The sequence below is a fragment of the Deltaproteobacteria bacterium genome (genome assembly GCA_016709225.1).
Classification (GTDB): Bacteria; Myxococcota_A; Polyangia; order Nannocystales; family Nannocystaceae; genus Xiheibacterium; species Xiheibacterium phototrophicum.
This window is the reverse complement of record JADJEE010000001.1, coordinates 2,996,263-3,021,529: the sequence shown is the minus strand read 5'-3', so window position 1 is coordinate 3,021,529 and position 25,267 is coordinate 2,996,263. Positions and strand designations below refer to the sequence as shown.

Here is a 25,267-nt window from a genome sequence, read left to right as displayed (position 1 = left end):
TCCCGCAGGGGCGGTGGCTGTCCGAGCGTGGGTTTGCGCGGATACGCAGTGTGGCGTAGCGCGGGGCACGGGCACGCACGCACGCGCGGGACCCCTACGGGGTCACGCGCCTAGCCGATGGGATCGAACTCGTCGTCCAGCGCGATCGGGAATTGGTGATCGACGGCGGTGTCGGTGAGGCCGAGCGCGCGACGCATGCCGCGGTGAACGTGGGCGGGCGTGATCTTGATGCCGGCTGCGGCGTCGGCGGCTGGCATGCCCGTCAGGGGGTCGAGCGCGACGGCGTTGTGGCCATCGTCGGTGACGCCGACCATGCGGTTGCCGTTCACGCCGGCACCCATGGCGATCATGCTGGTGATGGACCAGTGATCCTTGCCCATGTTGCCGTTGTAGTTGGGCGTGCGGCCGAAGTCGGAGCCGATGAGCACCGTCAGGCGATCGGCGACCTGCTGGCGCTCGGCCTCGTCCCACAGGAACTTCACCAGGCCCAGCAGCTCGTTCATCCGTGCACTCTGCTGGTTGTCGTGATCGCTGTGGGTGTCGAAGTTGCTGTGGAACAGGTTGCCGGCCACGCCGACGCCAGCCTTGTAGGCCGCGACCACCAGCTGGGCCTGGCGCAGCAGCGGATCGCCGCTGGGCTCCGGCAGCACCGCCTCGAGGCGCTCGAGCGCGGCCGAGCCCTGCCTCGCGACGCGGAGGCTCTCGATGGCGTGGATGTATCGCGGCAGGCGGTTCTCGTCTGCCGCCCGTGCGCTGCGCTTCTCACGGGCGAGACGGATGAGCGCGTGCGTGGTGTCGGTGTGGTACGTCGCGCTGTTCGGATCGGCCGCGGCCATGCGGTCGGGATACGACAGCTCGGCGAGCATGTCGGGGTTGCCGTTGCGGGTCGGCGCGACCAAGCCACCGGTGCGGTCGTAGGTGCCGAAGCTGATGAACGACATCGGCCGCTGCGGCGCGAACTGACCCGCGTAGAGCCCGGCGAGGCACGGATGGCCCTCGCCGAGTCGACCGCTGGCGCAGAAGCGCTGCCCGGCGTCATGGGCGTTGGTCGAGGTGTCGACGCCGTTGATGAACACCGTGCGGCTGTAGTGGGCCTCGAACAGCGCGGTTGCCCCGGACAGCGGCGCGAACGCGAGGTTGCCGGCGGTCCGCACGTCGCCGGCGCCGTAGCTGTTGTTGAGGCCGGGCTTGGGATCGCACAGCAGCGTCGGATCCCAGCCGCCGTGGGCCTGGACCATCACCAGCAGCGGGCCCTGGTAGTCGTCCTCGTCGCCGAGGTTGGCGGTGGTGGGCCCGCGCAGGTCGTGGCCGACCTCGGCGTGACCGAACAGGGGCGCCGCGGCAAAGCCGAGGCCGGTGATCGAAGCGAGCTCGAGAAAACGTCGGCGGTCCATGGCGAATCTCCTCACTCGTACAGGAAGCGGTGATCACCCAGCAGGTACGTGATGACGGCCATCCACGCCCGCACGGTGTACTCGGGGTCTTCGACGATCTCGGTCCCCTCGGGCACCGGCGTGCCGGTGGCGGGGTCGACGGTGCCGGCACAGGCGGCCGCGATCGAGCTCGACAGCGGCGCGTCGGCGTCGAGCATGCGCGCGCGCCCATCGGCGAGCGCGGCCTCGAACAGCGCGAGCGTACGATCGACCTCGTGGTCGTCGTCGGCCAGCTGCTCGCCGAGCAGCTGATCGTGCAGGTGCACGATGTTGGCGCGGATGGCCTCGGTGCCGCCCGGGCTCTCCGGTAGGTCGGTGGGCTCGACCAGCGGCATCAGCAGACGATCGGCGGGCGCCTTGGTGAAGTCGAAGGCGGTCGCGGTGCACGCGACCTCGTTGGCCATGCGCTCGGCGATGTTGGCCATCACGCCGTTCATCTCGGTCAGGCGCGTGGTCACCGACGCGGAATCGATGCCGCCGTAGAAGAACTTGAAGTAGTTCGACGACAGCAGCACGTTGGTGGTGCCGCGGCGCCAGGCGACGCCGGTGGTCGCGACGATGCGGCGGTGCAGCAGCTCGGGGCTGAGCAGCCGCGCGCTGCCGAGGTCGGCCAGCTCGCTGGCGCGGCGGTCGGTCAACGGCACGGTGGCGTCGACCGCTCGGAACCACTCCGAGACGACCAGCTTCTGCACGACCGCACGGATGTCGTGGCCGCTGGCGACGAAGTGATCGGCGATCTCGCCGAAGCTGTGGTCCTGCGCGCGGAAGGCCCGGATGCGCTCGAGGTAGTCCGGCGCGTCCTCGTCGAGCGGCTCGACCAGGGGCTCCTGGCCGGTGAGGCCGCGATACATCGCGTAGACCACGGACATCGCGAACTTGCGGTCGCGGATGAGCCACGGCGTGATCCACTGCAGCGCGCGAGCGCTCTCACCGAACGGGATGTCGACCTGATCGAAGCCCGGCGGCCGCATGTCGGCGTACCAGCCCTCGGCCATCGGACGGTAGCGGCCGCGCTCGTCGAAGCCCTGGAACGCGCCGGCCATGGGATCGACGTTGTCGTGGCAGACGTTGCAGTTGGGGTTGTAGAGCGTGGGGTTGAAGTCCTCCACCGCGGTGACGTCGATCGGCCGCGCCGCGAGGCGCAGCACGTCGGTGCCGAGGAAGAAGTCGAACACCACCCGCGAGCGCGCGCGGTTGCGGTTGGTCGGCGTGGTCGGGTAGCGGTTGAGGAACACCGAGGTCGTCAGCAGGCCGGCGTGGGGGAAGTCGGCGAACGTGACCGGCACGAACTCCTTGGGGTCGTCGGGGTTCGCGAACATGCTCATCGGCACGTCGTACGAGCGCGCCGACCACGGGTTCACCATCACGTAGTTGGCCGTCAGGATGTAGGTGTACGGCAGCTCTTGCTTCACGACGTGGCGGATGAGCTCGAGCGGCTCGCGTGCGACCGCGGCGTTGGTGGCGTTGCGCGCCGCGCCTTGCTGGTCGTCCGGCAGCGCGTCGAACCAGCGTGCATTCGGGAAGCGCTGGGTGTCGATGGTATCGATCGCGTCGTCGCTGGCGAGGTACGCGTCGGTGTGGAGGATGTCGTTGTAGATCTCGAGCAGTCGGTTGTAGAACGCGTCCTCGCGCGTGACGCCCTCGAGCACGATCGCCAGGCCGTTCATCCCCAGCGCCTCGACACCGTCGATCTCCTCCTGGGTGGGCAGGCGCCCGGCCAGCATGAACGTGGCCTTGCGCAGGGTCTGCTGGGGGTCGAGGAGCGCGAGATCGGCGTAGAACGCCCGCACGTCGGCATCGTCGACGCAGTGCACCGGCGCGTCGAAGCGCTCGATCAGATCGGAAAGTCGCTCGAACTCGTCGCCATCCTGCTCGATCTGCTTGCCACCGGTGTGGTCGACCTGCGCGCTGGGCTTGAGCAGCAACAGCGAGGTGCCGTCGATCTCGAGCCGCGCGACGTTCTGGACCGTCTGCAGGTTGGCCTCGAGATAGCCGGGGTAGTCGCTGCCCTGCAGCACGAGGTCGGTGTGCTTCGCGGCGCCGGTGGGGTTGTGGCACGCGTAGCACTTCTCCTTGAGTACCGGGCTCCACACCTCGTCGCGGAAGTAGTGATCGATGTCGACGCAGCTACCGCCACCGCCGAGCTCGGGTGGTGGCTCGTCATCGGTGCCCCCGCTGTCGCCGACACCGTCGTCGTCGGGGCTCGCGTGGGCGGATGCGCCGTCGTAGCAGCCCGTGCCGAGCAGGGCACCGAGGGCCAGGCACCAGGTCGAGAGCACTGCGCGGCGTCGCGTCGTCTCGGGAATGTTGGCTTCGATCGTCCGCATGCTCTTCGTCGACGGTGCCCCGCACGGGCACCGCTCCCTTCCCGATCGGCGAGACGCCGGGCGCGACGACGGCGCGCGCAGCGAAGCCGCAGGTTGCGGTGGGGGCGGCGAGAAACCCCGCTGCGGCCGCGATCTCGGGGGAGCGTCGATGCCGCACCCGGCTCGGCCGCGGTCGCCACGATGGTGTCGTTCGCCCGCGCCGTCGTCGCCACTGCCGCGCGCTGCGTGATGCCGCTATCGTCCGCGTCGCCATGCAACGCCACGTCGCCCTCGCCGCTCTCCTGCTCGCCACCGCCGCATGCCCGCGCTCGGCGGACACCGCCAAGCCTGACGACGGCGCAAAGGATCCCGTGGGCACGCCTCCGGTCGCGACCGTCGTCACGCCCGAGGATTTCGCGGCCGTGCTCGCGATGCCACATCGCACCGCGGAGAACCGCGCCCGCGATGTGTGGCGTCACCCCGCCGAGACGCTCGCGTTCTTCGGCGTCGAGCCCGACGACACCGTGGTCGAGCTGTGGCCCGGCGGCGGCTGGTACACCGAGATCCTCGCGCCGTACCTCGCCAACGATGGCAAGCTCATCGTCACGGTCTTCGACCCCGCGGGCCCGACCGAGTACTACGGCACCGCCCAGAGCCAGAAGCTGCTCGAGCGCGCCAAGGCCGAGGCCGCGGTGTTCGGTCAGCTCGGCACCGCGACGGTGAAGCAGACCCTCGAGATCGGCCCCGACGGCAAGGTCGCCAAGACCACCATCCACGACTTCGAGCTCGCGCCGGCCGAGTCGGTCGACGCGGTGCTGACCTTCCGCAACAGCCACGGCTGGTATCGCAATGGCGCGCTGCCGGTCATCTACGGCGCGGCCTTCCGCGCGCTCAAGCCCGGCGGCACCCTGGGCATCGAGCAACACCGCGCGCCGGCGGGCAGCGACCCCGAGCAGACCGCGAAGACCGGCTACCTCTCCGAGGCCAGCGTGATCGCGACCGCCGAGGCGGCGGGATTCGAGCTGGTCGAGCGCAGCGAGATCAACGCCAACCCCAAGGACACCCACGACCACCCCGATGGCGTGTGGAGCCTGCCGCCCAGCCTCTCGGGCGGCGACAAGGATCGCGACAAGTTCGTCGCAATCGGCGAGAGCGATCGGATGACGCTGAAGTTCCGCAAGCCCGCGAAGTGATCAGCCGCCGACCGGGACGGTCGGGACCAGGAACAGTGCCTGATCGGTCTCTGCAGGATCCTGGCTGTCGGCGACCTCGGCGAAGAAGAAGAAGCCGGTCAGGGAGATCGCCGACAGCGGGATGCCGACGGTGATCACCTGATCGGTGTTGTCGACCGCGCCGTCGAGGGTGCCGTCGTCGTGCAGCGTGAGGCCGTCGGGCACGCCGGCGGTGGGCACCAAGACCTGCAGTGCGTTGGGCACGGGCTGCTCGGTCCAGTGGTACGGCGCGAGCCCGCCGTCGGCCTCGAGCTGGGTCGAGTAGGGCACCGGGATGCCGGGCACGATCGCCAGCAGCGGCAGCACCACGACCTTGAAGGCGAGCAGGTCGATGATGTTCGAGCCGACGATGTTCAGCGGCCGCAGGTCGACCTGTAGGCTGAAGTCGAGCTCGTCCCAACCCGGTGGGTTGGAGACGTCGACCACGCGTACGCGGAAGTCGAACGCGCCGGGCTCGGTCGGCACGCCGGTCAACACCCCGGCGGCGTCGAGGAACACGCCCTGGGGCGCGTGGCCACCGACGATGAACCAGCCGTAGGGCTCGTTGCCGCCCTTGGCCAGCAACGGCTTCTCGAACGGCAGGCCCTCGTCGATCGCACCCAGCTGCGGCGGCGTGAGGATCGTCAGCGGCTCGGGGTGCACCGACAGCGACAGCGTGCGCGTGGCGATCGCGTCGGCGCCGTCCTGCACCGCGACGTCGAGCAGGTAGTCGCCGGCCAACGTCGGCGTGCCCGCCAACGTGCCGTCGTCGGCGAGCGCGAGGCCGGGCGGCGCGTCGCTGGCCAGCGACCACGCGTACGCACCGTCGCCGCCGTCGGCCGCGAGCGTGGTCTCGTAGGCGGTGCCGACCTGCGCGGGCGCGAGTACCTGCGTGGTGATGAGCAGCGTGTCGGCATGGCCGCCGAGGCACACGCCGTCCTGGCACGTCGCACCGGGTTCGCACGGCACGATCACCCAGCCGGTGCCGAAGCCGTCGCAGACCTGCACGTCGTCGCCGCTGCAGCTGCGCGTGCCGGGGGTGCAGGCCGGCGTGGGTACGCCGGTGTCGACCGAGGCAGCACCGCTGCTGTCACTGGACCCGGCGCCGCCGTCGGCCCCCGCGAGTGCGGTCGCGTCGCCGCAGCCACCCAACGTCGTCAGCAGCAGGCACGTACGCAGCGAGCTTCGAAGCGCCATCGTGGGCCCGAGCATCGCACGCCCGCAACCGTGCGGATGTGCGTGCACGCGTGTGCTCGCTCGCAGCGGCGACTTGGCGACCCATGGCTGTGCTCGTTGCTCCGCGCCCGACTCGGGATCCACGCGGTGGTTCAGCCCAGCACCCGAGCGATCCAGCGCGCCAGCCACCCCGCCAGCGAGAACGACAGGTCGAGCTGGGCGAACTCGGTCGAGACCCCGGGGTTGCTCGCGCGGGCCGAGAGTGCAGCGCTCTCGGCGTTGCGAAGCTCGCGTGTGCGCTGCTCGTCGGCGCGGCGCTTGGCCAGCGCGAGGCCACCGCTGCGCACGAACGCGAGCACATCCTCGAGCTCACCGGCGTCGAAGAAGGTGCCGCAGCGACACTCGTCGACGAGCACGCCGGAGCAGCCGCCGAAATTGCGGCGCGCCATCATCTGCGCGCACGCGGGGCAGCGGCGATACTTCACCGCGGCCGCGAAGGTGCCGCTCGGGAGCTGTCGTCGGACCACGTCCTGCGCGGTGACGTCGCCCTTGGCCGCGGCGTGTCGCGCCGCGTCGTCGACGAGCGCGTCGCGGGTCTCGCGGGGCAGCCACACCCCACCGCAGCCGCTGCAACATGCGATGGGATGTCCGGCGGGGCGCGCGTGGGTCGGCGCCAGGCCCCAGCCATCGAGGGGCCGCTCGCACGCCGGGCACGGACCCGGCGCCGGTAGGGCCCGCCGCGAGGCGATGGCCGACCCGCAGTCGCAGCAAAAGGATGCGCCCCCGGGCATCGCTGCGTTGCAGCCATCGCAGCGGATCGTGTCGCGCGGATCGGGCAGCCCGAGACCAACGAGCGGTCCATCACAGAAGCGGCATGCGGAGGCCACCGGATCGGGGTTGGGTCCGCCGCAGGTCGGGCAGTATCGGGGTCTCGCAGGGTGCTGCACGTGGGGCCTCGGAGCTCTACATCGTAGCCCGCAGGGGATTCCGGTGCGCTCCACCGGTCCGCCGGGGCCCGCGGCAGGCCCCCGCGCGTCCGCCGGAATCGCCCCGACGGGGCCTGGCGCGCCGTCCCCGCGATGGGCAGCGAAAGCCGGGCGCCCGCGGTTGATCCCGCAGGCGATCTGTCTATACTCGCCGCCCGCCCCGGCCCCCAGACGCAACGATGCGCCCTGGATTCCACGGCCGCCGGTCTCCGAAGAAGCGCCTTTCGTCATGCCCACGATCCAGCAGCTCGTCCGCAAGGGACGCACGCAACAGTTCGCGAAGAAGACCGCGCCGGCGCTGAAGGAGTGCCCGCAACGCCGTGGGGTCTGCACCCGCGTCTACACGGTGACGCCGAAGAAGCCGAACTCCGCGCTGCGCAAGGTCGCACGCGTTCGGCTCACCAACGGCATGGAAGTCACGAGCTACATCCCCGGCGAAGGCCACAACCTGCAGGAGCACTCGATGGTGCTCATCCGCGGTGGCCGAGTGAAGGACCTGCCGGGCGTTCGCTACCACATCGTGCGCGGCACGCTGGACACCACCGGAGTCTCCGGTCGTCGCCAGCGTCGTTCGAAGTACGGCACCAAGCGGCCGAAGTGATCGGCGTACCGCGAGAGAAACGGATTCGACATGTCGCGTAAGAAGGTCAACCGCAAGCCGCGTCCGGTCACGGACATCCGCTACACCGATCACCCGACCGACACCAATCGTCAGGTCGCGAAGTTCATCAATGGCGTGATGAACGACGGCAAGAAGTCGATCGCCGAGAAGATCGTGTTCGGCGCGTTCGAGATCATCAGCGAGCGCACCAAGGACGATCCGATCAAGGTCTTCGAGAAGGCCGTGGCGAACACCCGCCCCCGGCTCGAGGTCCGCGCCCGTCGCGTCGGTGGCTCGAACTACCAGGTGCCGGTCGAGGTCCGCCCCGAGCGCAGCCAGGCGCTGGCCTACCGCTGGCTGATCCACAGCTCGCGCGCCCGCCCAGAGAAGACCATGCGCGAGCGTCTCGCCAACGAGATGCTCGACGCCGCGCAGAACCGCGGCACCGCCGTGAAGAAGCGCGAGGACATCCACAAGATGGCCGAGGCCAACAAGGCCTTCGCGCACTACCGCTGGTAGTGGGCTGAAGCTCGCGGCCTCGCAGGACGCCGCGACACCGATCGAGCGATGCAGCCGCCGTGGGGTCACCTCCGGCGGCTGTCCTGCGTCGGCATGGTAGCCTGCTCGCCGTGGACGACGACGCCGCGCTGCTGCAGGCCTGGCGCGACGGCGATGGCGACGCCGGCGATGCGCTGCTCGGACGGCACTTCAAGGGCGTGGTGCGGTTCTTCCGCAGCAAGCTCGGGGACGACGTCGACGACATCGTGCAGCAGACCTTCGCCGACGTGGTGCGGGCCCGCGATCGCGTGGCGACGGGGGGCTTTCGGGCCTACCTGATGACGGTCGCGCGCCACCGCCTCATCGATCACCTGCGCCGCAAGGCGCGGGGTCCGGAGATCGATCCCGGCGCCGACTCGGTGCAGAGCCTGGGTACGTCGGTCAGCCAGCGCCTGGTGCGGGACGAGCAGGAGCGGCTGCTGCTGCAGGCGATGCGCCGCATGCCGCTCGACGCACAGATCGCGCTCGAGCTGGCGTACTGGGAGGGCATGAACAGCGTCGAGATCGCCACGGTGCTTGGCGTCGGTGCGAGCACGATCCGCAGCCGACTGACGCGCGCCCGCGAGAGCCTGCGGCGTGCGCTCGAGGACTCGACCGCGCCGCCGTCGTTGGTGACCGAGAGCCTGCAGCGGCTCGATGCGTTCGCGGCCAGCTACGAGGGCGGCGTCGACGATGGACCCGGCGCCTGAGCACGACGCGGCTGCGTCGGGCGCCGAGTTGCTCGCGCGACTGCACGACCTGCGCCGCGACGACGACGATCACGACACCGCGTTGATGCTCGCGAAGGCCCGCGAGGCGCTGCTCGGCCGCGCGAGCAGCCCCACGCGGATCGGTCGCTTCACGCTGCTCGGTCGACTCGGGCGTGGCGGCATGGGCACCGTCTACGACGCCTACGACCCCGACCTCGATCGCCGCGTCGCGGTCAAGGTACTGCGTGCGGGCAGCGACGCCTCGGTGCAGCGGCTGCTCGATGAGGGCCGCGCGCTGGCGCGGCTCGGTCACCCGCACGTGGTCGCGGTCTACGAGGTCGGCTTCGCGGCCGGCGAGCTGTGGGTCGCGATGGAGCGCGTGCTCGGGCCCAACCTGCGCACGTGGATGCACGCGCTCGGACAGCCGCGGCCGTGGCGGGAGGTCGTCGACGTGTTGCTGCAGACCGGCGGCGGGCTCGCGGCGGCCCACGCCGCCGGTGTGCGGCATGGCGACGTGAAGCCCGACAACGTCATCGTCGCCGACGACGGGCGCACGCGCGTGGTCGACTTCGGGGTGGCGCGCATCGAGGCCGACGGCGCAATCGCGTCGGACGGTGGCGAGGGGTCGCCGCTGCACAGCCGTGGTGGCGGCACGCCGGCGTACCTGGCCCCGGAGCAGCGGGAAGGCGGGCCGGTGACACTGCGCGCCGATCAGTACGCGTTCGCGGTGATGGCCTTCGAGGCGCTGCACCTGCGACGGCCCGAGGGCGCCGCGCCGAGCTGGCGTCCGGGTGTGCCGCGGCGCGTGCGTCGAGTGATCGAGCGCGCGCTGTCGCTGCGCCCCGAGGAGCGCTTCGGCGACATGGAGGCGCTGTTGGTGGCGCTGCGACGGGCGCGGCGCGGTCCGGTGCCGGCGTTCGCGGTGGTGGTGTTGGGCGTGCTCGCCTGCGTCGTGGCGTGGGCGGCCGTGCGTGCGCCGGCCGATCCGTGCCCGTCGCGACCCGACGCGCTGGCGCCGGCGTGGTCGCAGGAGCGCCGCGACACGCTGCGCGAGCACTACCTCGCGCTGTCGTTGTCGGCGCCGGAGTTCGATCGCGTGGCCGCGCGCCTCGATGTCTGGTCCGAAGCGTGGCTGCGGCAGGACATCGCCGCCTGCCGTGCCGACGACGCGCGCGCCCCCGGTGCGCTCGGCGAGCGCCGTCGCGGCTGTCTCGCCGACCGACGCCGCGAGCTGGGCGCGCTGGTCGACGAGCTGGCGGTCGCGTCGGCCACGACCCTGCTGGAGGCGCCCGCCGCGATCGCGGCGCTCGAGCAGCCTGCGCGCTGCGGCGAGCCGCAGTGGCTCGCGAGCGCGAGCGTCGGCGCTGCGCCGGCCGAAGGCGACGACGATGCGCTCGCGCAGGCGCTGGCCCACGCCGCCGCGCTGCGCCACCTGGGCAGCTATCGCGCGGCCGTGGACGCGGCCCGGCTGGCGCGTGCGCGCGCCGAGCCCGATGACGCCCGCGCGCAGGTGCAGCTGCTGCACGAGCTCGGGCTCGCCAGCTACCTCGCCGGAGAGCGCGGCGCCGGCGAGGCGTGGCTGCGCGAGGCGGTGTGGCGCGCGCTCTCGCTGGGCGCCGACGAGTCGCTCGCGGCCGCTGCGTGCGACTACTTGCCGATGGCCGCGATGGTGCCCGACGCGACCGCGTCGCTGCCGACCTACCGCGAGCTGGCCACCGCTGCGACCGCGCGGGCGGGAGGCTCGGCGATGCAGCGGCTGCGGCTGCAGCAGGCGCTGGCCTCGGCCGCGATGCTGCGCGAGGAGCTGCCGGCGGCCCTCGAGCACCTGCGCGAGGCCGAGGCGTTGCAGGCCGAGCTACCCGAGCTCGACGCGCTCGAGCGCGCGCGGCTCGAGCACCGCATGGGCACGGTGCTGCGCGGGCTCGGCGAGCCGCAGCGCGCCGAGGCACTGCTGCAGTCCGCGCTGGAGCGCGAGCGTTCCGAGTTGGGCGACGACCACCCGATGTTCGCCCGCACGCTCGCGCAGCTCGGCGTACTGTGGCTCGAGCAGGGACGCATGGCGCAGGCCGGCGAGGCACTGCGGCGCGCGCTGGCGATCCGCGAGCAGCGACTCGGCGATCACGACGACACCGCCGATGCGCTGCACGAGTACGGCACCTTTCTCGCCTCGACGGGCGACTTCGAGGCCGCAGTCGCGACCCATCGCCGCGCGATCGACATGCTCGTGCGGCTCGGGTTCGACGCCGGCCACGACGTCGCACGGGCGTGGATTGGCCTCGGCAACGCGTACTACCAGAGCGAGCGACCCGCGCTGGCCCGCGACGCCTACCAGACCGCCATCGCCGCGTTGGAGCAGGTCGGCGACGGTGATGGCATGGACGCGGCGGACGCCCACGGCAACCTCGGCGGGGCGCTGCTCGAGCTCGGCGACCTCGCGGGCGTGCGCGAACACAACGCCCGCGCGCGCGCGATCGTGCTGGCGCGGAACGGCCCCGACGCCGACGGGCTCACGACGCTCGACCTGAACGCGGCCATCGTCGCGCTCGAGCTCGGCGAGCTCGACGAGGCCCGGCGTGGACTCGACGACGTGATCGCGCGGCTGCAGGCCACGGGCGCCACCGATACCCGCTTGCCCCACGCGCTGTGGGCCCGCGGCCGGCTCGCCCGCGCCCATGGCGACGCCGACGCGCGCGCCCGTCTCGAGGCAGCTCGGGCGGTGGCGCAGGCCCACGGCACCGCGTCGCTGCTCGCCGACGTCGACCGAGAGCTCGACGCGCTCGCGGCAGACCATGCCACCGCCGGCGCGACGCGGTGAGCCGCCGGGGCGCGCGAAGGCGGCGTACGATGGCGAGGTGAGGGGGGCCCGGCTCGCGCGCGCGTGGGTGATCGCCGTGCTCGGCGGCTGCGGGCCAGCGCGCGACGACGACGGTGGCAGCGCGCCGTGGCCGCCCGACGCCGTCGATCGCTACGCCGAGGCCCGCTGCGATGCGATGTTCCGCTGCCCGTGCGCGACCACCGGCTTCGTCGACGTCGCGATGTGCCGAGCGGAGATCCACGCGCGCTGGGACGACGACGCGGTCGCGCTGCGTGATGCGGCGGTGGAGTTCGACGCCGGGTGCTTCGAGCGCGTGCTGGGCTACTGGGCCTCCGCTGCGCCATGCGACGACCCGGCCGCGGCGGTGCCGGTGCCGTACTGCGTGCTCGCCACCGGCATGGCCGGGGGCGACGAGCCATGCGCGTCGATTGCTGGGCGCGCATTCGCGGCCTCCAGCTGCCCCGCGTCGCAGGTGTGCCTCGCCGACGGCGGCGACGGGCACTGTGGCACGCGCGCGACCCCCTCGATCCGCGCGCTCGGGGAGCCCTGCGACGGGGCCGCGGCGACGTGCGCCGAGGGCCTCTTCTGCGAGGCCGCCGCGGGCACGTGCGCCGCGCGAGCTGGGCTCGACGCCGCGTGCAGCGACGCGCAGCCGTGCGAGCTCGCGCTGTGGTGCGACGACACCGCCGGCACTTGCCGCGTGCGCGCCGAGGCCGGCGAGCCGTGCCCGGCTGGTGCGGCGTGGGACACCCGGCCGTGTGCGCCCGACACCGTCGCGTCACCGCCGGCGAGCTTCACCGCGTACTGCATCGACGGCACCTGCAGCGGCCGCGTGCCCGGTGCGTGCGGTCCGTGGCTGTGATTGCCGGTTCGCGGTCGCGCGGGCTATAAGCCCACGAGCGATCTCCACAGGATCGGTTTGCCATGGCTTCTGCGCTCGACATCCGCCACATCCGCGACATCGGCATCATGGCCCACATCGATGCCGGCAAGACCACGACCACCGAGCGCATCCTGTTCTACACCGGCATCACGCACCGCATCGGCGAGGTCCACGACGGCGCCGCGGTGATGGACTACATGCCGCAGGAGCAGGAGCGGGGCATCACCATCACGGCCGCCGCGACCACCTGCCACTGGCGGGAGCATCGCATCAACATCATCGACACCCCCGGCCACGTCGACTTCACGGTCGAGGTCGAGCGCTCGCTGCGGGTGCTCGACGGCGCGATCGCGGTGTTCGACGCGGTGTCGGGTGTGGAGCCGCAGTCCGAGACGGTGTGGCGGCAGGCCGATCGCTACCATGTGCCGCGGCTGGCCTTCGTCAACAAGCTCGATCGCGTCGGCGCGACCCTCGAGCTCACCGTCGGGATGTTGCGCGATCGCCTCGGCGCGCATCCGATGGTCGCGCAGATCCCCATCGGCCTCGAGGGCGACTTCGCCGGCATCATCGATCTCCTGACCCTCGAGGAGCTGCGCTTCGTGGGCGAGCACGGCGAGCAGGTCCAGCGGACTGCGCTGGTCGCCGGCAGTGCGTTGCACGAGCAGGCCCTGGCGGCGCGCATGCAACTGGTCGAGGCGGTCGGCGAGGTCGACGACGAGATCATGGCCGCTTACCTCGAGCAGGGTGTCGAGGTCGACGCCGTGCTGCTGCGCGCGGCCATGCGCCGCGCGACGCTGGCCAACCGCGGCGTGGTGGTGCTCTGCGGCAGCTCGCTCAAGAACAAGGGCGTGCAGCCGCTGCTCGATGCGGTGATCGACTTCTTGCCTGCGCCGAACGATCTGCCGCCGGTCGAGGCGATCCGCGAGGGCGACGGCGCCACCGTGCTGCGCGCACCGAGCTACGATGACCCGTTCCTCGCGCTCGCGTTCAAGGTGCTGTTCGACCCCCACCGCGGGCCGCTGGTGTTCTTCCGGGTGTACTCCGGCAAGCTCCGCATCAAGGACGCGCTGCAGAACGCCAGCAAGAACCGCAAGGAGAAGCCCCAGCGGCTGCTGCAGGTGCACGCCAACAAGACCGCCGAGATCGACGAGGTCGGCGTCGGCAACATCGCGGCCGCGGTCGGTCTCAAGTGGACCGGCACCGGCGACACGCTGGTGCTCGCCGACGACAAGGAGCGGGTGGTGCTGGCCGGCATGCAGATTCCCGAGCCGGTCATCTTCCGCGCCATCGAGGCCAAGACCGCCGCCGATCAGCCCGCGCTCGACGAGGCGCTGGCGCGCTTCGTCCGCGAAGACCCCAGCTTCCAGGTGCAGCAGGACCGCGACAGTGGTCAGACCCTGGTGTGCGGCCAGGGCGAGCTCCACCTCGAGATCATCATCGACCGCATGATGCGCGAGCACCGGCTCGAGGTGCACGTCGGCAAGCCGCAGGTCGCCTACCGCGAGACGCTATCGCGGCCGATCGGCAAGACCCTCGAGTACGAGCGCGACGCGGGCGGCAAGCGGCAGTACGCCAAGGTCGTGCTCGAGCTGGCACCGCGGGAGCGCGGCAGCGGCAACGCCTTCGAGGCCAGCGTGCCCAAGACCCCGACCGGCCAGCCGGGGCTGCCGCCGGTGTTCGTGCAGTCGACCAAGACCGGCTGCGAGGACGCGCTCACCCGTGGCCCGCTGCTGGGCTACCCCGTCATCGATACCGAGGTGCGCCTGGTCGGCGCGACCCACCGCGAGGGCGACTCGTCGGACGCGAGCTTCCAGGCCGCGGCCGCGATGGCGACCATGCAGGCCTTCGAGGAGGCCGGTGCGGTGCTGCTCGAGCCGACCATGGCGGTCGAGGTGGTGGTGCCCGACGACTTCACGGGCAACGTGGTGTCGGACCTCAACGGTCGACGTGGTCGCATCATGGGCATGGAGCCCGCGCGCGCCTCCACCGAGGGCGGTCGCAGCACCGCGCAGATCGTCCGGGCCGAGGTGCCGCTGGCGGAGATGGTCGGCTACTCGACCGCGATCCGCTCGGCGACCCAGGGGCGCGCCAGCTACACGATGCAGTTCAGCCACTACGACGTGGTGCCGCACGACGTGCAGCAGGCGATCATCACCCGCATGCGCGGGTACTGACGGCGACCGGCCCGCGCCGCGAGCCGGTCGCGCCCGAGTGCTTCGCGTCAGCTGAAGCTGCGCACCATCGCGAGCAGCTCCTCGACGACGGCGGGCTTGTCCTTGAGGTCGGGGTTGGCGGCCATGTCGGCCGACAGACCCACGCTCGCACCACCCTCGACCATCACCTGCTTGATGCGCTCGTCGGTGGTGTTCTTCTGCCAGTCGGCGTCCTTGAACGTGCGCGGCTTGGTCTTGAGCTGGGCCGCGTTGGGGCCGTTGCCCATGCCCTGCGGGCCGTGGCACGTCGCGCAGCGGGTGTCCCAGATCTGCTTGGCCTCGGCCACCACTGCCGGGTCGGCGCTGGACTTCTTCTTCTGCTCGCCACCGCCGCCGCAGGCGACGGCCAGGAGGCCGAACGCGAGGCTGAGGGCGCCGAGTCGAACGAACGTGGTGGGTTTCATGGCTGCTGTCCTTTCGCGGACCCCTTCACGGACCCGCTCGAGCCGCATGCGATGCGCTCGCGGTGTTCATGTAGTGCAGTTTGGCCGCCCCGCACAGTGGAAACGGTTGCGGCGCATCGGCGCGAGCGTGCAATCAATGCGCGTGTCAGGGGCATCCCGGGGGTGGCGTCACTTCACGCGACGTCGACCTCGTGCCGCCCCCGAGGCGAACCGCAGGGCTGCACGTTGGGGCCTCTGGTGGCGCGCGACGCTAGAAGTCCCCGTCTCTGACGTAGGGGTGGCTCCACAGGGTGACCTGCAGCAGGCAGCTCTTCAGCCACGCGGCGAACATCGCCTCGACCTGCGTCGCGCTGGCGCCCTTGGCCGCGAGGAATGGTCGCAGCGTGAAGGTGATCGGCACCACCAGCGCGAACAGATTCCGAAACGGCACCAGTTCGGCTGCGTCGGCGCCGTCGGTGCGGTTCTTCTTGGCGCGATGGTGTCGCAGCCCGATCTCGTGCTGGTAGTCGAGCCACGCTTGGTCGTACTCGGCGCGTGCGGTGTCGAGGATCCACTGGCCGAAGCGGCGGCGGACCGCTGCGAGGTAGTCGCCCTGCGGCTTGCCGTCGCTGCGGCCGGTGAACGACGCCAGCAGGTGCGGCTGCGAGCCGACGAAGCCGTACCAGACGTCGAGGATCGCCTCGACCTCGTCGGCGACGATCGCCTGCGAGCTGCGCAGCGCCGCGACGTCGTCGTCGCCGAACAGCACGCTCGCCTTCATCTGCGCGAAGGTCTCGAGCGAGACCGGTGAGCGGCCGACGGCCGCGGTGCCATGGGTGTAGCCGGGGATGGACATGATCTGCTCCTTCTCGAGGACGACGTGGGCATGCGCCCGCAACCACCCGACCGGCGACATGCCGACGGGTGCGGAGGAAACCCAAGGGATGCGCGTCGGCGCGGGCTGCTAGCCGGGGTCGCGGAAGCGCTGCCACTGCGCGTCGGCGTCGGCCGTGGCCGCGGGCTCGTGCTCGGCGCACTCGACCCGCAGATGCGACGCCGACATCGGCGCGTCGACGTACGCGCAGTGATGCGGCAGGGCGCCGTCGTGCACGTGGGGCTGGAAGTAGCGGCAGCCCACGCACATGCGCGCCTGCGCGATGCGACCGTCGGCCTGGAGCGCTCGGATCATCGCGACCACGCCGGTGAGGAACACCGCCTGCTCGTCGGCGCGCAGCGCCTCGCAGGCGGTGGCGAGGAAGTCGGGCCACGTCGCCACCCGACGCGCGAGCGTGCGGCCCTGCGCGGTGGGATGAAGCAGCAGCGCGCGTCCGTGCGACGGATCGGGACGCTTCTCGAGCATGCCCTTGTCGACCAGGGTCGACACCGCGTCGGCCACGGTCGGCGGCGTGACGCCCAGCTTCGCGGCCACCTCGCTGGCGCGCAGTGGCCCCTCGTTGACGAGCATCGAGAGGATGTGGCCCTGCGTCGGTGAGAGCCCATCTGCGCTCGCGCGCGACCACGCCTCGTGCTTCATCGCGAGGCCGAGCTTGTGCAGCCCAGTGGCGATGCGCCGCTCGAGAGGTTCGGACTCGCGATCGAAGACCGTGACGGTGCGTCTGCCCATGTCGACCTGGGCTCGACTATGAATTAGGACTCCTAATATGTCAAGCGGTGCGCGGGCGCGCGACCGGGGCGGCCGCGGTGGCCGGTCGCTGCGGCCGTGCGATGCCGCCGACCATGGAGCTGCCGATCACCGTGAGCGAGCTGAGCGGCATCAAGATCGCGGCCAGCAGCGGCGTGACCATGCCAGCCAGGGCCAGCGACGCGAACACCAGGTTGTACAGCAGCGAGAAGCCGAGGTTGCGGCGCACCACCGTCATCGTCGCGCGTGCACCCTCGAGCAGCGTGGCGACGTCGCGGAGGTCACCGCGTGCGACGTAGGCATCCGCGACCGCGAGCGCCGCCTCGGCACCGCCGCGCACGGCGATACCGACCGAAGCCGCGCGCAGTGCCGGCGCGTCGTTGATGCCGTCGCCGATCATGATCGACGGCGCGAGCCCGACGTCCTTGGCCTTGTCCTCGGGTGAGCAGCGACCGCGCGCGTCGGCGATGCCGAGGCGGGCCGCGACCGCGGCGACCACCTGCGGCTCGTCGCCGCTGCGCAACGCGACCTCGAGTCCGAGCGCACGCATGCGGGCGAGCAGCTCCGGTGCCTCGTCGCGGATGCGGTCGGCGATCGCGAAGCCGCCGACGATGACGCCGTCGCGCTCCACCAGCACCGGGGTCTGAGCGGCGGCCAGCGCCGCGCTCACCAGCGGTCGCTCGCCGCCGCCGAGCCAGGCCGCGCTGCCGATGCGCACGATGACGCCGTCGCAGCGCGCCTGCATGCCAGCGCCGGGGACCTCCTCGAAGTCCTCGATCGTGGCCGCGTCGCTCGCGTCGGCCCAGGCGGCCAGCGCACGCGCGACCGGATGACGGCTGCGACGGGCCATCGCGGCCACGCTGGCGCGCATGGTCTCGGGCACGTCGTGGGTGACGATGCGCAGGCGCCCCTCCGTGAGCGTGCCGGTCTTGTCGATGACGACCCGATGCACGCGCGCGAGCGGCTCGAGCGCGGCGGCGGAGCGCAGGATGAGGCCCTGATGACCGGCGCGGCTGCGCGCGATCGACAGCGCCATCGGCGTGGCCAGGCCCAGCGCGCACGGGCACGAGACCACCAGCAGCGCGACCACGACATCGAACGCGTGCGCGGGCGCGAGCCACCACCACACCGCGCCCCCGGCCGCAGCGAGGCCCAGCACCGCGAGCACGAACCACCCCGCGATGCGATCGGCCAGCCGCACGACGTCGGCTTGGCGCGCGTCGTCGTCGCAAGCGCGTGCGAGCACCTGCCCCAGTCGCGTGCCGTCGCCGACCTTGCGCACCTCGAGCTCGAACGCCGGACCCATGTTGATCGCGCCCGCGAACACGCCGGCGCCCGGGGCGATCGCCTCTGGCACCGACTCGCCGGTGAGCAGCGCGACGTCGACGTGGCTGCGGCCGGCCACGACCTCGCCGTCGGCGGGCACGCGGGCGTCGGTCGCGACGCGCACGCGATCGCCCGGCACGAGCTTGTCGCTGCGCACCGCCGACCAGCCGCCGGCCTCGGCCCGCTCGGCCATCGCCGGCAGCAGCGTGGCCATCAGCTCGCCGCGGGTCTGCGCGCGTTGCTGCCCCCACGTCTGCAGGCGCCGCCCCAGCAGCAGCAAGAACACGAGGATCGCGACGGTGTCGAAGTAGACCTCGCCGTGGCCGGTCACGGTGTTCCACGCGCTGGCGATGAAGCCCGCCGCGATGCCGATCGAGATCGGCAGATCCATGTGGAAGCTCCGCATGCGCAGGCCCGCGAGCGCGCCGCGGTGGAACGGCCACGCGCCCCACGTCACCACCGGCAGCGCGAAACCCAGCCCGAGCCACGAGAACAGCCGCTCGAAGCTGCCGTCCATGCCCGAGAGCTCGCCGGCATAGAGCGCGAACGCGGCCATCATGGTGTTGCCAGCCAGCGCACCGGTCACGCCGATGCGCCACAGCTGGGCGCGGGCTTGCTTGCGCGAGAGGTCCTCGGCCTCGGACGCGACCAGGCGCACGGGATAGCCGAGGTCGTGCACGAATGCCGCGATGTGCGAGAGTGCGATCGCCTGCGGATCCCACCGCAGCGACAGTGTCGCCTTGCCGTAGTCGACGCGCGCCCGCAGCACGCCGGGCAGCGCCCGCGGGAGTCGCTCGAGCAGCCACACGCACGCGGCACAGTGCAGCCCCGTCAGCCGCAGCACGACCTCGCCGGGCGTGAATCCGTGCTCGGCCAAGCGCGCGTCGTCGTCGAGCCACGCGTAGCGGTGGGGATCGGCGGGGGCAATCGCACCCCGGGTGCGCTCGGCATCGGCGAGCTCGCGGCGCAGTGCGTAGTAGTCCGACAGCCCGCAGCTCGACAGCGCGGCGTAGACCGTCGCGCAGCCGTCGCAGCAGAACACCGGTGCCTCGCCGGCGGGCGCCGGCAGGCCGCAGTGCGCACAGCTCGAGCTCACGGATGATGGCAACACGTGGGTTCCTCGTCGTCGTCGGCGTGCCAGTGCGGCGCGAGCCTGCCGGTCATGGTCGCGATCGCGACCACCACCAGCACCGCACTGGTGAGCTTGGGCGCCAGTCGCCCGAGTCGCGGGCCCACCAGGCCAGCCAGCAGCGTCACGCCCACGAGGCTCGGCAGCGTACCGAGCCACATCGCCAGCATCACCAGCGCGCCGTGCTCGGCGTGGGCGGTGCCGGCGGCGACCACCAGGAAGCTCCACAGCCAGCCGCAGGGTAGGGCGCCGGTCAGCAGTCCCACGGTGCCGCAGCCGACCGCACCACCGCGTGGCAGTACGCTCGCGAGCCAGCGCGACACCGGCGAGCGCGATGGCGTCCGGCGCAGACGCACCAGCGGTGCGCTCCGCGACAGCCAAGGACGCAGCGCCATCACCAGCAACACCGCGCCCATCACCACCGCTGCGACGTCCTGCACGCCCAGGCTCGCCATCGCGCCGCGATCGAGCCCGGCGCCGAACGAGCCTGCGATCGCGCCGAGCCCGACGTAGCCGAGTCCGCGGCCGCCGTGGTAGGCGAGCGCGCCCCACAGGCGACGCGCCCGCGACGATCCGGGGCCGCCGGCCGCCGCGACCGTCGCAATGCCGCCGCACATCGCCGCGCAGTGCAGGCTGCCCAGCAGGCTCGCGAACACGATCGAGAGGAACATCATGGCGTGCCCGACTCCCGCGCGAGCAGCTCGCGTGTGCCGATCCACGGCGCCGCACCGCCGTCGAGCGCGACGTCGAGGCGATAGAGTCCGCCGCGGACCAGCGGCAACACGACCTCGTAGTCGCCGTCGGTGCGGCCGACGATCGCGGCTTCGCGATCGAAGCGGGCGTCGTCGCCCCGTCGTGCGGTGATGCTGCCGCGCAGGCCTGACACCGCGTGACCGACGGCATCGGTGACGTGTACCGTCATGCGACAGGCGGCCGTCGCCTCGGCGGCGGGCACCGGCACGCAGGTATCGAGCACGACGCGCCAGCCCAGCGCCGCGGCGGCCCGGTGCGCGGACGCGACGTCCTCGTAGGCGACCAGCTCGTGCTGGATGTCGCCGGGCACCGGCACCGAGCCGTTGCGCACCGCGATCGACACCATCCAGAGATTGGCGGCGACGCCGGCACCGAGGCCCAGCGCGATCGCCCACGGCCACGGCGAGCGACGCGGCGCCATCGGCAGAGCAACAGGAGCGTTCATTGCGGACCTCCCGAGATGAACTCGGTGGAAATCTCCTCGGACCACTCGCCGCCGTCCTTCACGCGAAGGGTGACGGTCTCGTGGCGGTCGCGGATCGTGGCCGGGTCGCGCAGCAGGAACACCGGCATGTGCTCGACCAGGCCCGGCCCGACCTCGAAGGGGGAGATCGGTGCGACGACCTCGAGATCGGCCGGCGCGACCGCCTCGACGGTGAACGCGCGCAGGCCCTCGCCCTTGTTGGCGATGCGCAGCTGCATGGTGTTCTGCACGCGGCCGTCGGGGCCAGTGGCGTAGGGCGCTCCGACGGCACGGCTGACGTTGATCTCGATGTCGCTGCGCCCCGCCACGCCGATCGCGAACGCGAGCATCACGGCCGCCAGCGCGCCACCGTACAGGATGATGCGGGGGCGGATGATCTTCTGCGGTTGCTTGGCGATCGCGTTCTCGCTGGCGATGCGAATCAAGCCCTTGGGGCGCTGCAGCTTCGCCATCACGTCGTCGCAAGCATCGATGCACGCCATGCACTGCGTGCACTCCATCGTCACGCCGCGGCGGATGTCGGTGCCGGTCGGGCACACCGTGACGCAGCGGCGGCAGTCGACGCAGTCCCCGACGTCCTTCGTGCCCTTCTTGCCGCGGGGCTCGCCGCGGGGGTCGTCATACACGACGGTGAGCGAATTGCGATCGAGCAGCGCCGACTGGAAGCGGCCGTACGGGCACACCACCAGGCACACCTGCTCGCGGAAGTACGCGAAGTCGAACAGCAGCAGCCCGGTGATGAACAGGAACGTGAAGGTCCCCGCGGGGTGGCTGCTGGGGTGCAGCTGGGCCTCGAACGTGCCGTCACGGCCGAGGAAGTAGGCCGTGAAGGTGGTGCCGATGCCACCGGCGATCACGAGGTAGGCGGCGTACTTGGTGAGCTTGCGGGCGATCTTTCCGGCCGTCCACGGCGCCGCGTCGAGCTTCTGGCGCTGGTGCGCGTTGCCCTCGAGCAGGCGCTCGATCGGTCGCACCAGCGACTCGACGAACACCGTCTGCGGGCAGGCCCAGCCACACCAGACGCGGCCGAACAGCGCCGTGAACAGGAACACCGACAGCACGATGAACCCGAGCAGGAACATCAGGTAGGCGCCGTCGGTGGCGAACAGGTGCAGGCCCCAGAAGTGGATGCGGCGGCCGGGGATGTCGACGCGGATCGCCGGGTGCGCGCCGATGTCGATCCACGGCCCGACCATGAGCATCGCGACCAACACCCCGTGCACGATGGAGCGCCAGGTCAGCATGCGGCCGCGGAACCACTCGGGGTAGAGCCACACGCGCCGGCCGCCCTTGCCGATGGTCTTGGGCGCTTCGAGGGGTCCTGCGGGGGTGTCCATGGTCGTGCTCTCCGGTGCGGCGCCGGCCCGACGAGGGCGGCGGCATCAGTCGGTGATTGGATCCCCTTGCGGCGCCTTTGGGTTCGCGGGCTTCGTGCCGCGCAGGCTGTACACGTAGAGCCCGACCGCGACGATGTCCTGTCGCGACAGCTGACGGCCCCACGCGATCATGCCCTTGGCGGTGACGCCGTCGTGCACGACCTTGACGATGTTGGCGCGCGAGTAGCCGTGCAGGGCGAAGTCGTCGGTGAGGTTGGGGCCGACCTGACCGCCGCCATCGGCGGCATGGCAGGAAGCGCACCGCACCTGGAAGATGCCCTTGCCGCGCTCGGGCAGCTTGGGATCGTCGCTCGCCATCGCGACCAGCTCGTTCTCGTCGGGCAGCGGCACCGGCGGGTGCAGTCGGTTCCACTCTTCCATGTCCTGCGCCCACGCCTGCATCGGCAGCACGCCGGGGCCGAAGTGGTAGTAGGGGATGTAGACGACGGCGGTGAGGATGGTGCCGATGAAGAGGTACACCCACCAGCGCGGCAGCGGGTTGTCGTACTCCTGGATGCCGTCGTAGTCGTAGTCGAAGCTGCGGTCTTCTACCTTGCTCATGACTCCACCTCCACCGCGGCGAACTTGCCGTCGCGATCGAACTCGGCGCGGTCGTCGGCGTCGAGCGCCAGGAACCGCTGGTTGGCGTAGGCCTGCTTCGCGCCCGGGCGCAGCACCAGGTACAGCGCGCCGACGAACACGGCGACGAACAGCACCAGCGCGATCTCGGGCAGGAACAGCAGCTCCGTGCGGGATAGGATTTCGCTCTTCATCCGGCGGACTCCTCGCTCGTCGCCGCGCGGATGTCGGTGCCGAGCCGTTGCAGGTAGGCGATGAGCGCGACGATCTTCTTCGTGCGCACGTCGGGCAGCTTCTCGTTCATCAGACCGTCGGCGATCTGTGCCGCCTGGCCCCTCGCCAGCACCTCGGCATGGTCGAGCTCGTAGCTGGTGTAGGGCGCGTCGAAGGTGTCGTGAAAGAGGGCGATCTTCGCGTCGATGTCTCCGAGGTCGAGCTCGTCGTCGAACAGGTGTGCGTAGCTGGGCATCAGCGAGCCCGGCGACAGCGTCTGCGGGTCGAGCATGTGGTTGTAGTGCCAGGAGTCGGGGTACTTGCCGCCGACACGCAGCAGGTCGGGGCCGATGCGACGCGAGCCCCACAGGAACGGGCGGTCGTAGACGAACTCGCCGGGCTTGCTGTAGTCGCCGTAGCGCAGCGTCTCCTCGCGGAACGGCCGGACCATCTGCGAGTGGCAGTTGACGCAGCCCTCGGAGATGTAGATGTCGCGACCCGCGAGCTCGAGCGGCGTGTAGGGGTGCACCGAGCTGATGGTCGGGATGTTGGTCTTGATCGCCATCGACGGGATGATTTCGAACAACCCACCGACCGCGACCGCGATCGTCACGCCGACCGAGAACGCCAGCGGACGTCCCTCGAGGCGGTGGTGCCAGTCGACGCTCGACGTGGCCTCCTTCTTGGTCTCCGGCATGTCGTAGGTGACGGTCTCGTCGGCGACGTCGCCGCGGGTCTGCCAGGTCTTGTAGAGGTTCCAGATCATCACCAGCAGGCCGGCGATGAACATGGCCCCACCCAGCACGCGCACCCAGTACATCGCGCGCAGCGACGGCACCATCTCGGCCCACGCGCTGTAGACCAGGCGGCCCTCGGCGTCGAACTCCTTCCACATGAGGCCCTCGCTGACACCCGCCGACCACATGCTGAGCACGTAGGTCGCGATGCCGAGCAGGCCCAGCCAGAAGTGGGCGGTCGCGAGCGCCTGGCTGTGCAGCTGCGTCCTCCACAGCCGCGGCATCAGCCAGTAGAGCATCCCGAAGATGAAGAAGCCGTTCCAGCCCAGGCCGCCGGCGTGGACGTGGGCGATGGTCCAGTTGGTGAAGTGCGACAGGCCGTTGACCGACTTGAGCGACAGCATCGGACCCTCGAAGGTCGACATGCCGTAGAACGTCAGCGCGACCACGAAAAACTTCAGGATCGCGTCGGTGCGGAGCTTGTCCCACGCGCCGCGCAGCGTGAGCAAGCCGTTGATCATGCCGCCCCAGCTCGGCGCCAGCAGCATCACGGAGAACACCGTGCCCATCGACTGCGCCCAGTCGGGCAGGGCCGAGTTGAGCAGGTGGTGCGGCCCGGCCCAGATGTAGAGGAAGATCAGCGCCCAGAAGTGGATGATCGACAGCCGGTAGCTGTAGACCGGGCGCTTCGCGGCCTTGGGCATGAAGTAGTACATCAGCCCGAGGAACGGTGTGGTCAGGAAGAACGCCACCGCGTTGTGGCCGTACCACCACTGCACCAGCGCGTCCTGGGCACCGGCGTACACCGAGTAGCTCTTGAAGAGCGAGACCGGCACCGCGAGCGAGTTGAAGATGTGCAGCATCGCGACCGTGATGACCGACGCGATGTAGAACCAGATCGCCACGTAGAGGTGCTTCTCGCGACGGCGCGCCAGCGTGCCGAACAGATTGATCGCGAACACCACCCACACCAGCGCGATCGCGATGTCGATCGGCCACTCGAGCTCGGCGTACTCCTTGCTCGTGGTGATGCCCATCGGCAGCGTCAGCGCGGCCGCCACGATGATCAGCTGCCAGCCCCAGAAGTTCACCTTCGAGAGCATGTCGCTGAACATGCGCGCCTTGAGCAGGCGCTGGGTCGAGTAGTAGATGCCGGCGAACATGCCGTTGCCGACGAACGCGAAGATCACCGCGTTGGTGTGCAGCGGCCGCAGGCGTCCGAACTGGATCTGCGGGATCCCCAGGTTGAAGCTGGGGCTCGCGAGCTCCAGTGCGAGCCAGAGGCCGGCGAGCATGCCGACCACGCCCCACACGAGGGTCGCGAGCGCGAAGCGACGTACGATCGCGTCGTCGTACTTGACGGTGACTTGGGTCATGACTTGGTCTCGCCTTCGGTGGAGTCGTCGAACACGACGCGCAAAGGAGGGGTGTCGAGGTCGTCGAATTGGCCCGAGCGCACTGCCCAGCGGAATGCCAGCAGTGCGACCGCCACGATGAGGGCGGCGAGGGGGATCAGCGCATAAAGGACGCCCATGGCTCGAGTCGACGCTCTTGCCCACTCGTAACGCCCGCGAACGACGTGCACCAATGAACGCGTTGCCTGCCTTGCGGCCGAACCACGCAACGCTTGCGCGTCGCGACAAAATCGCGGGCGCAGCTCGGGGGAGGCCTGAGGCGAAGCAAGTGTCGTGGTCGATGCACGCGCAAACTCGGCGCGGCGCGTGTGAAACGTCGCCGGTCGTGCGCCAGAACGGGACGCCCACGCAACCAGGCG

Annotated in this window: 22 protein-coding genes; 7 read left to right on the top strand and 15 right to left on the bottom strand. The window is 71.1% G+C overall.

All coding sequences use genetic code 11. The annotated features are described in order from the left end of the window. Nucleotides 1–110: 110 nt before the first annotated feature. A complete protein-coding gene (locus IPH07_12335) occupies nucleotides 111–1,394 on the bottom strand; it encodes a DUF1501 domain-containing protein (protein MBK6918181.1) in 1,284 nt (427 codons plus the stop codon). 11 nt (nucleotides 1,395–1,405) lie between these two features. Next, complete coding sequence (locus IPH07_12330; GenBank protein ID MBK6918180.1) at nucleotides 1,406–3,760, bottom strand: DUF1588 domain-containing protein; 2,355 nt, start codon at nucleotides 3,758–3,760, stop codon at nucleotides 1,406–1,408. A gap of 236 nt (nucleotides 3,761–3,996) precedes the next feature. Between IPH07_12330 and IPH07_12325 the strand changes: the two genes are divergently transcribed. Continuing rightward, a complete protein-coding gene (locus IPH07_12325; GenBank protein MBK6918179.1) occupies nucleotides 3,997–4,932 on the top strand; it encodes a class I SAM-dependent methyltransferase in 936 nt (311 codons plus the stop codon). On the opposite strand, the gene IPH07_12320 is transcribed toward IPH07_12325, so the two are convergent. Beyond that, nucleotides 4,933–6,147, bottom strand: coding sequence for a hypothetical protein (locus tag IPH07_12320; protein ID MBK6918178.1), 1,215 nt, complete (start codon nucleotides 6,145–6,147; stop codon nucleotides 4,933–4,935). A 131-nt stretch (nucleotides 6,148–6,278) separates the two neighbouring features. Further along, nucleotides 6,279–6,740 carry a zf-TFIIB domain-containing protein gene (locus tag IPH07_12315; protein MBK6918177.1) on the bottom strand — a complete coding sequence of 154 codons (462 nt, stop codon included), beginning with the start codon at nucleotides 6,738–6,740 and terminating at the stop codon, nucleotides 6,279–6,281. Between the two features lie 601 nt (nucleotides 6,741–7,341). On the opposite strand from IPH07_12315, the gene IPH07_12310 reads away from it, so the two are divergent. The 6 genes from IPH07_12310 (at nucleotide 7,342) to fusA (ending at nucleotide 14,832) form a co-directional block, all read left to right on the top strand. Continuing rightward, nucleotides 7,342–7,713 (top strand): 30S ribosomal protein S12, encoded by a 372-nt coding sequence (locus IPH07_12310; GenBank protein MBK6918176.1) that lies wholly within the window; start codon nucleotides 7,342–7,344, stop codon nucleotides 7,711–7,713. Nucleotides 7,714–7,743: 30 nt separating this feature from the next. Beyond that, on the top strand, nucleotides 7,744–8,232 hold the full coding sequence (rpsG, locus tag IPH07_12305) for a 30S ribosomal protein S7 (GenBank protein ID MBK6918175.1): 489 nt from the start codon (nucleotides 7,744–7,746) through the stop codon (nucleotides 8,230–8,232). 110 nt (nucleotides 8,233–8,342) lie between these two features. Then, the gene (locus IPH07_12300) at nucleotides 8,343–8,960 is read left to right on the top strand and encodes a sigma-70 family RNA polymerase sigma factor (GenBank protein ID MBK6918174.1); all 618 of its coding nucleotides are present in this window, start codon (nucleotides 8,343–8,345) and stop codon (nucleotides 8,958–8,960) included. Next, on the top strand, nucleotides 8,944–11,775 hold the full coding sequence (locus IPH07_12295; protein ID MBK6918173.1) for a serine/threonine protein kinase: 2,832 nt from the start codon (nucleotides 8,944–8,946) through the stop codon (nucleotides 11,773–11,775). The genes IPH07_12300 and IPH07_12295 overlap by 17 nt, the downstream gene beginning before the upstream one ends. A gap of 37 nt (nucleotides 11,776–11,812) precedes the next feature. Next, nucleotides 11,813–12,637 carry a hypothetical protein gene (locus IPH07_12290; protein ID MBK6918172.1) on the top strand — a complete coding sequence of 275 codons (825 nt, stop codon included), beginning with the start codon at nucleotides 11,813–11,815 and terminating at the stop codon, nucleotides 12,635–12,637. A gap of 62 nt (nucleotides 12,638–12,699) precedes the next feature. Further along, nucleotides 12,700–14,832: an elongation factor G gene (gene fusA, locus IPH07_12285; GenBank protein MBK6918171.1), complete on the top strand. Its 2,133-nt coding sequence runs from the start codon at nucleotides 12,700–12,702 to the stop codon at nucleotides 14,830–14,832. 47 nt (nucleotides 14,833–14,879) lie between these two features. Here the strand turns inward: fusA and IPH07_12280 are convergent, their stop codons facing one another. From IPH07_12280 to ccoS, 11 genes are all read right to left on the bottom strand, one after another. Next, nucleotides 14,880–15,275, bottom strand: a complete 396-nt coding sequence (locus tag IPH07_12280; protein MBK6918170.1) for a c-type cytochrome — start codon at nucleotides 15,273–15,275, stop codon at nucleotides 14,880–14,882. 250 nt (nucleotides 15,276–15,525) lie between these two features. Continuing rightward, complete coding sequence (locus IPH07_12275) at nucleotides 15,526–16,110, bottom strand: protogloblin ApPgb (GenBank protein MBK6918169.1); 585 nt, start codon at nucleotides 16,108–16,110, stop codon at nucleotides 15,526–15,528. A gap of 108 nt (nucleotides 16,111–16,218) precedes the next feature. Further along, nucleotides 16,219–16,878, bottom strand: coding sequence for a winged helix-turn-helix transcriptional regulator (locus IPH07_12270; protein MBK6918168.1), 660 nt, complete (start codon nucleotides 16,876–16,878; stop codon nucleotides 16,219–16,221). A 40-nt stretch (nucleotides 16,879–16,918) separates the two neighbouring features. Then, on the bottom strand, nucleotides 16,919–19,333 hold the full coding sequence (cadA, locus tag IPH07_12265) for a cadmium-translocating P-type ATPase (GenBank protein ID MBK6918167.1): 2,415 nt from the start codon (nucleotides 19,331–19,333) through the stop codon (nucleotides 16,919–16,921). After that, nucleotides 19,315–20,025, bottom strand: coding sequence for a sulfite exporter TauE/SafE family protein (locus IPH07_12260; protein MBK6918166.1), 711 nt, complete (start codon nucleotides 20,023–20,025; stop codon nucleotides 19,315–19,317). Before IPH07_12260 ends, cadA begins: the two co-directional genes overlap by 19 nt. Then, nucleotides 20,022–20,549: a FixH family protein gene (locus IPH07_12255; protein ID MBK6918165.1), complete on the bottom strand. Its 528-nt coding sequence runs from the start codon at nucleotides 20,547–20,549 to the stop codon at nucleotides 20,022–20,024. Before IPH07_12255 ends, IPH07_12260 begins: the two co-directional genes overlap by 4 nt. Continuing rightward, a complete protein-coding gene (gene ccoG, locus IPH07_12250; protein MBK6918164.1) occupies nucleotides 20,546–21,925 on the bottom strand; it encodes a cytochrome c oxidase accessory protein CcoG in 1,380 nt (459 codons plus the stop codon). The genes IPH07_12255 and ccoG overlap by 4 nt, the downstream gene beginning before the upstream one ends. A gap of 45 nt (nucleotides 21,926–21,970) precedes the next feature. Continuing rightward, nucleotides 21,971–22,525 (bottom strand): c-type cytochrome, encoded by a 555-nt coding sequence (locus IPH07_12245; protein MBK6918163.1) that lies wholly within the window; start codon nucleotides 22,523–22,525, stop codon nucleotides 21,971–21,973. Beyond that, complete coding sequence (locus IPH07_12240; GenBank protein MBK6918162.1) at nucleotides 22,522–22,737, bottom strand: hypothetical protein; 216 nt, start codon at nucleotides 22,735–22,737, stop codon at nucleotides 22,522–22,524. Before IPH07_12240 ends, IPH07_12245 begins: the two co-directional genes overlap by 4 nt. Beyond that, nucleotides 22,734–24,869: a cytochrome-c oxidase, cbb3-type subunit I gene (gene ccoN, locus IPH07_12235; GenBank protein MBK6918161.1), complete on the bottom strand. Its 2,136-nt coding sequence runs from the start codon at nucleotides 24,867–24,869 to the stop codon at nucleotides 22,734–22,736. The genes IPH07_12240 and ccoN overlap by 4 nt, the downstream gene beginning before the upstream one ends. Beyond that, entirely contained in the window at nucleotides 24,866–25,027 is a 162-nt protein-coding gene (gene ccoS / locus IPH07_12230; GenBank protein ID MBK6918160.1) for a cbb3-type cytochrome oxidase assembly protein CcoS, read from the bottom strand. The genes ccoN and ccoS overlap by 4 nt, the downstream gene beginning before the upstream one ends. Nucleotides 25,028–25,267 lie beyond the last annotated feature (240 nt).

What these genes read in the sequence shown, in the direction of transcription:
- IPH07_12335 (MBK6918181.1), bottom strand. Translation starts at nt 1,394, where the DNA reads ATGGACCGCCGACGTTTTCTCGAGCTCGCTTCGATCACCGGCCTCGGC.
- IPH07_12330 (MBK6918180.1), bottom strand. Translation starts at nt 3,760, where the DNA reads ATGCGGACGATCGAAGCCAACATTCCCGAGACGACGCGACGCCGCGCA.
- IPH07_12320 (MBK6918178.1), bottom strand. Translation starts at nt 6,147, where the DNA reads ATGGCGCTTCGAAGCTCGCTGCGTACGTGCCTGCTGCTGACGACGTTG.
- IPH07_12310 (MBK6918176.1), top strand. Translation starts at nt 7,342, where the DNA reads ATGCCCACGATCCAGCAGCTCGTCCGCAAGGGACGCACGCAACAGTTC.
- rpsG (MBK6918175.1), top strand. Translation starts at nt 7,744, where the DNA reads ATGTCGCGTAAGAAGGTCAACCGCAAGCCGCGTCCGGTCACGGACATC.
- IPH07_12295 (MBK6918173.1), top strand. Translation starts at nt 8,944, where the DNA reads ATGGACCCGGCGCCTGAGCACGACGCGGCTGCGTCGGGCGCCGAGTTG.
- fusA (MBK6918171.1), top strand. Translation starts at nt 12,700, where the DNA reads ATGGCTTCTGCGCTCGACATCCGCCACATCCGCGACATCGGCATCATG.
- IPH07_12280 (MBK6918170.1), bottom strand. Translation starts at nt 15,275, where the DNA reads ATGAAACCCACCACGTTCGTTCGACTCGGCGCCCTCAGCCTCGCGTTC.
- IPH07_12275 (MBK6918169.1), bottom strand. Translation starts at nt 16,110, where the DNA reads ATGTCCATCCCCGGCTACACCCATGGCACCGCGGCCGTCGGCCGCTCA.
- IPH07_12270 (MBK6918168.1), bottom strand. Translation starts at nt 16,878, where the DNA reads ATGGGCAGACGCACCGTCACGGTCTTCGATCGCGAGTCCGAACCTCTC.
- IPH07_12260 (MBK6918166.1), bottom strand. Translation starts at nt 20,025, where the DNA reads ATGATGTTCCTCTCGATCGTGTTCGCGAGCCTGCTGGGCAGCCTGCAC.
- IPH07_12255 (MBK6918165.1), bottom strand. Translation starts at nt 20,549, where the DNA reads ATGAACGCTCCTGTTGCTCTGCCGATGGCGCCGCGTCGCTCGCCGTGG.
- ccoG (MBK6918164.1), bottom strand. Translation starts at nt 21,925, where the DNA reads ATGGACACCCCCGCAGGACCCCTCGAAGCGCCCAAGACCATCGGCAAG.
- IPH07_12245 (MBK6918163.1), bottom strand. Translation starts at nt 22,525, where the DNA reads ATGAGCAAGGTAGAAGACCGCAGCTTCGACTACGACTACGACGGCATC.
- IPH07_12240 (MBK6918162.1), bottom strand. Translation starts at nt 22,737, where the DNA reads ATGAAGAGCGAAATCCTATCCCGCACGGAGCTGCTGTTCCTGCCCGAG.
- ccoN (MBK6918161.1), bottom strand. Translation starts at nt 24,869, where the DNA reads ATGACCCAAGTCACCGTCAAGTACGACGACGCGATCGTACGTCGCTTC.
- ccoS (MBK6918160.1), bottom strand. Translation starts at nt 25,027, where the DNA reads ATGGGCGTCCTTTATGCGCTGATCCCCCTCGCCGCCCTCATCGTGGCG.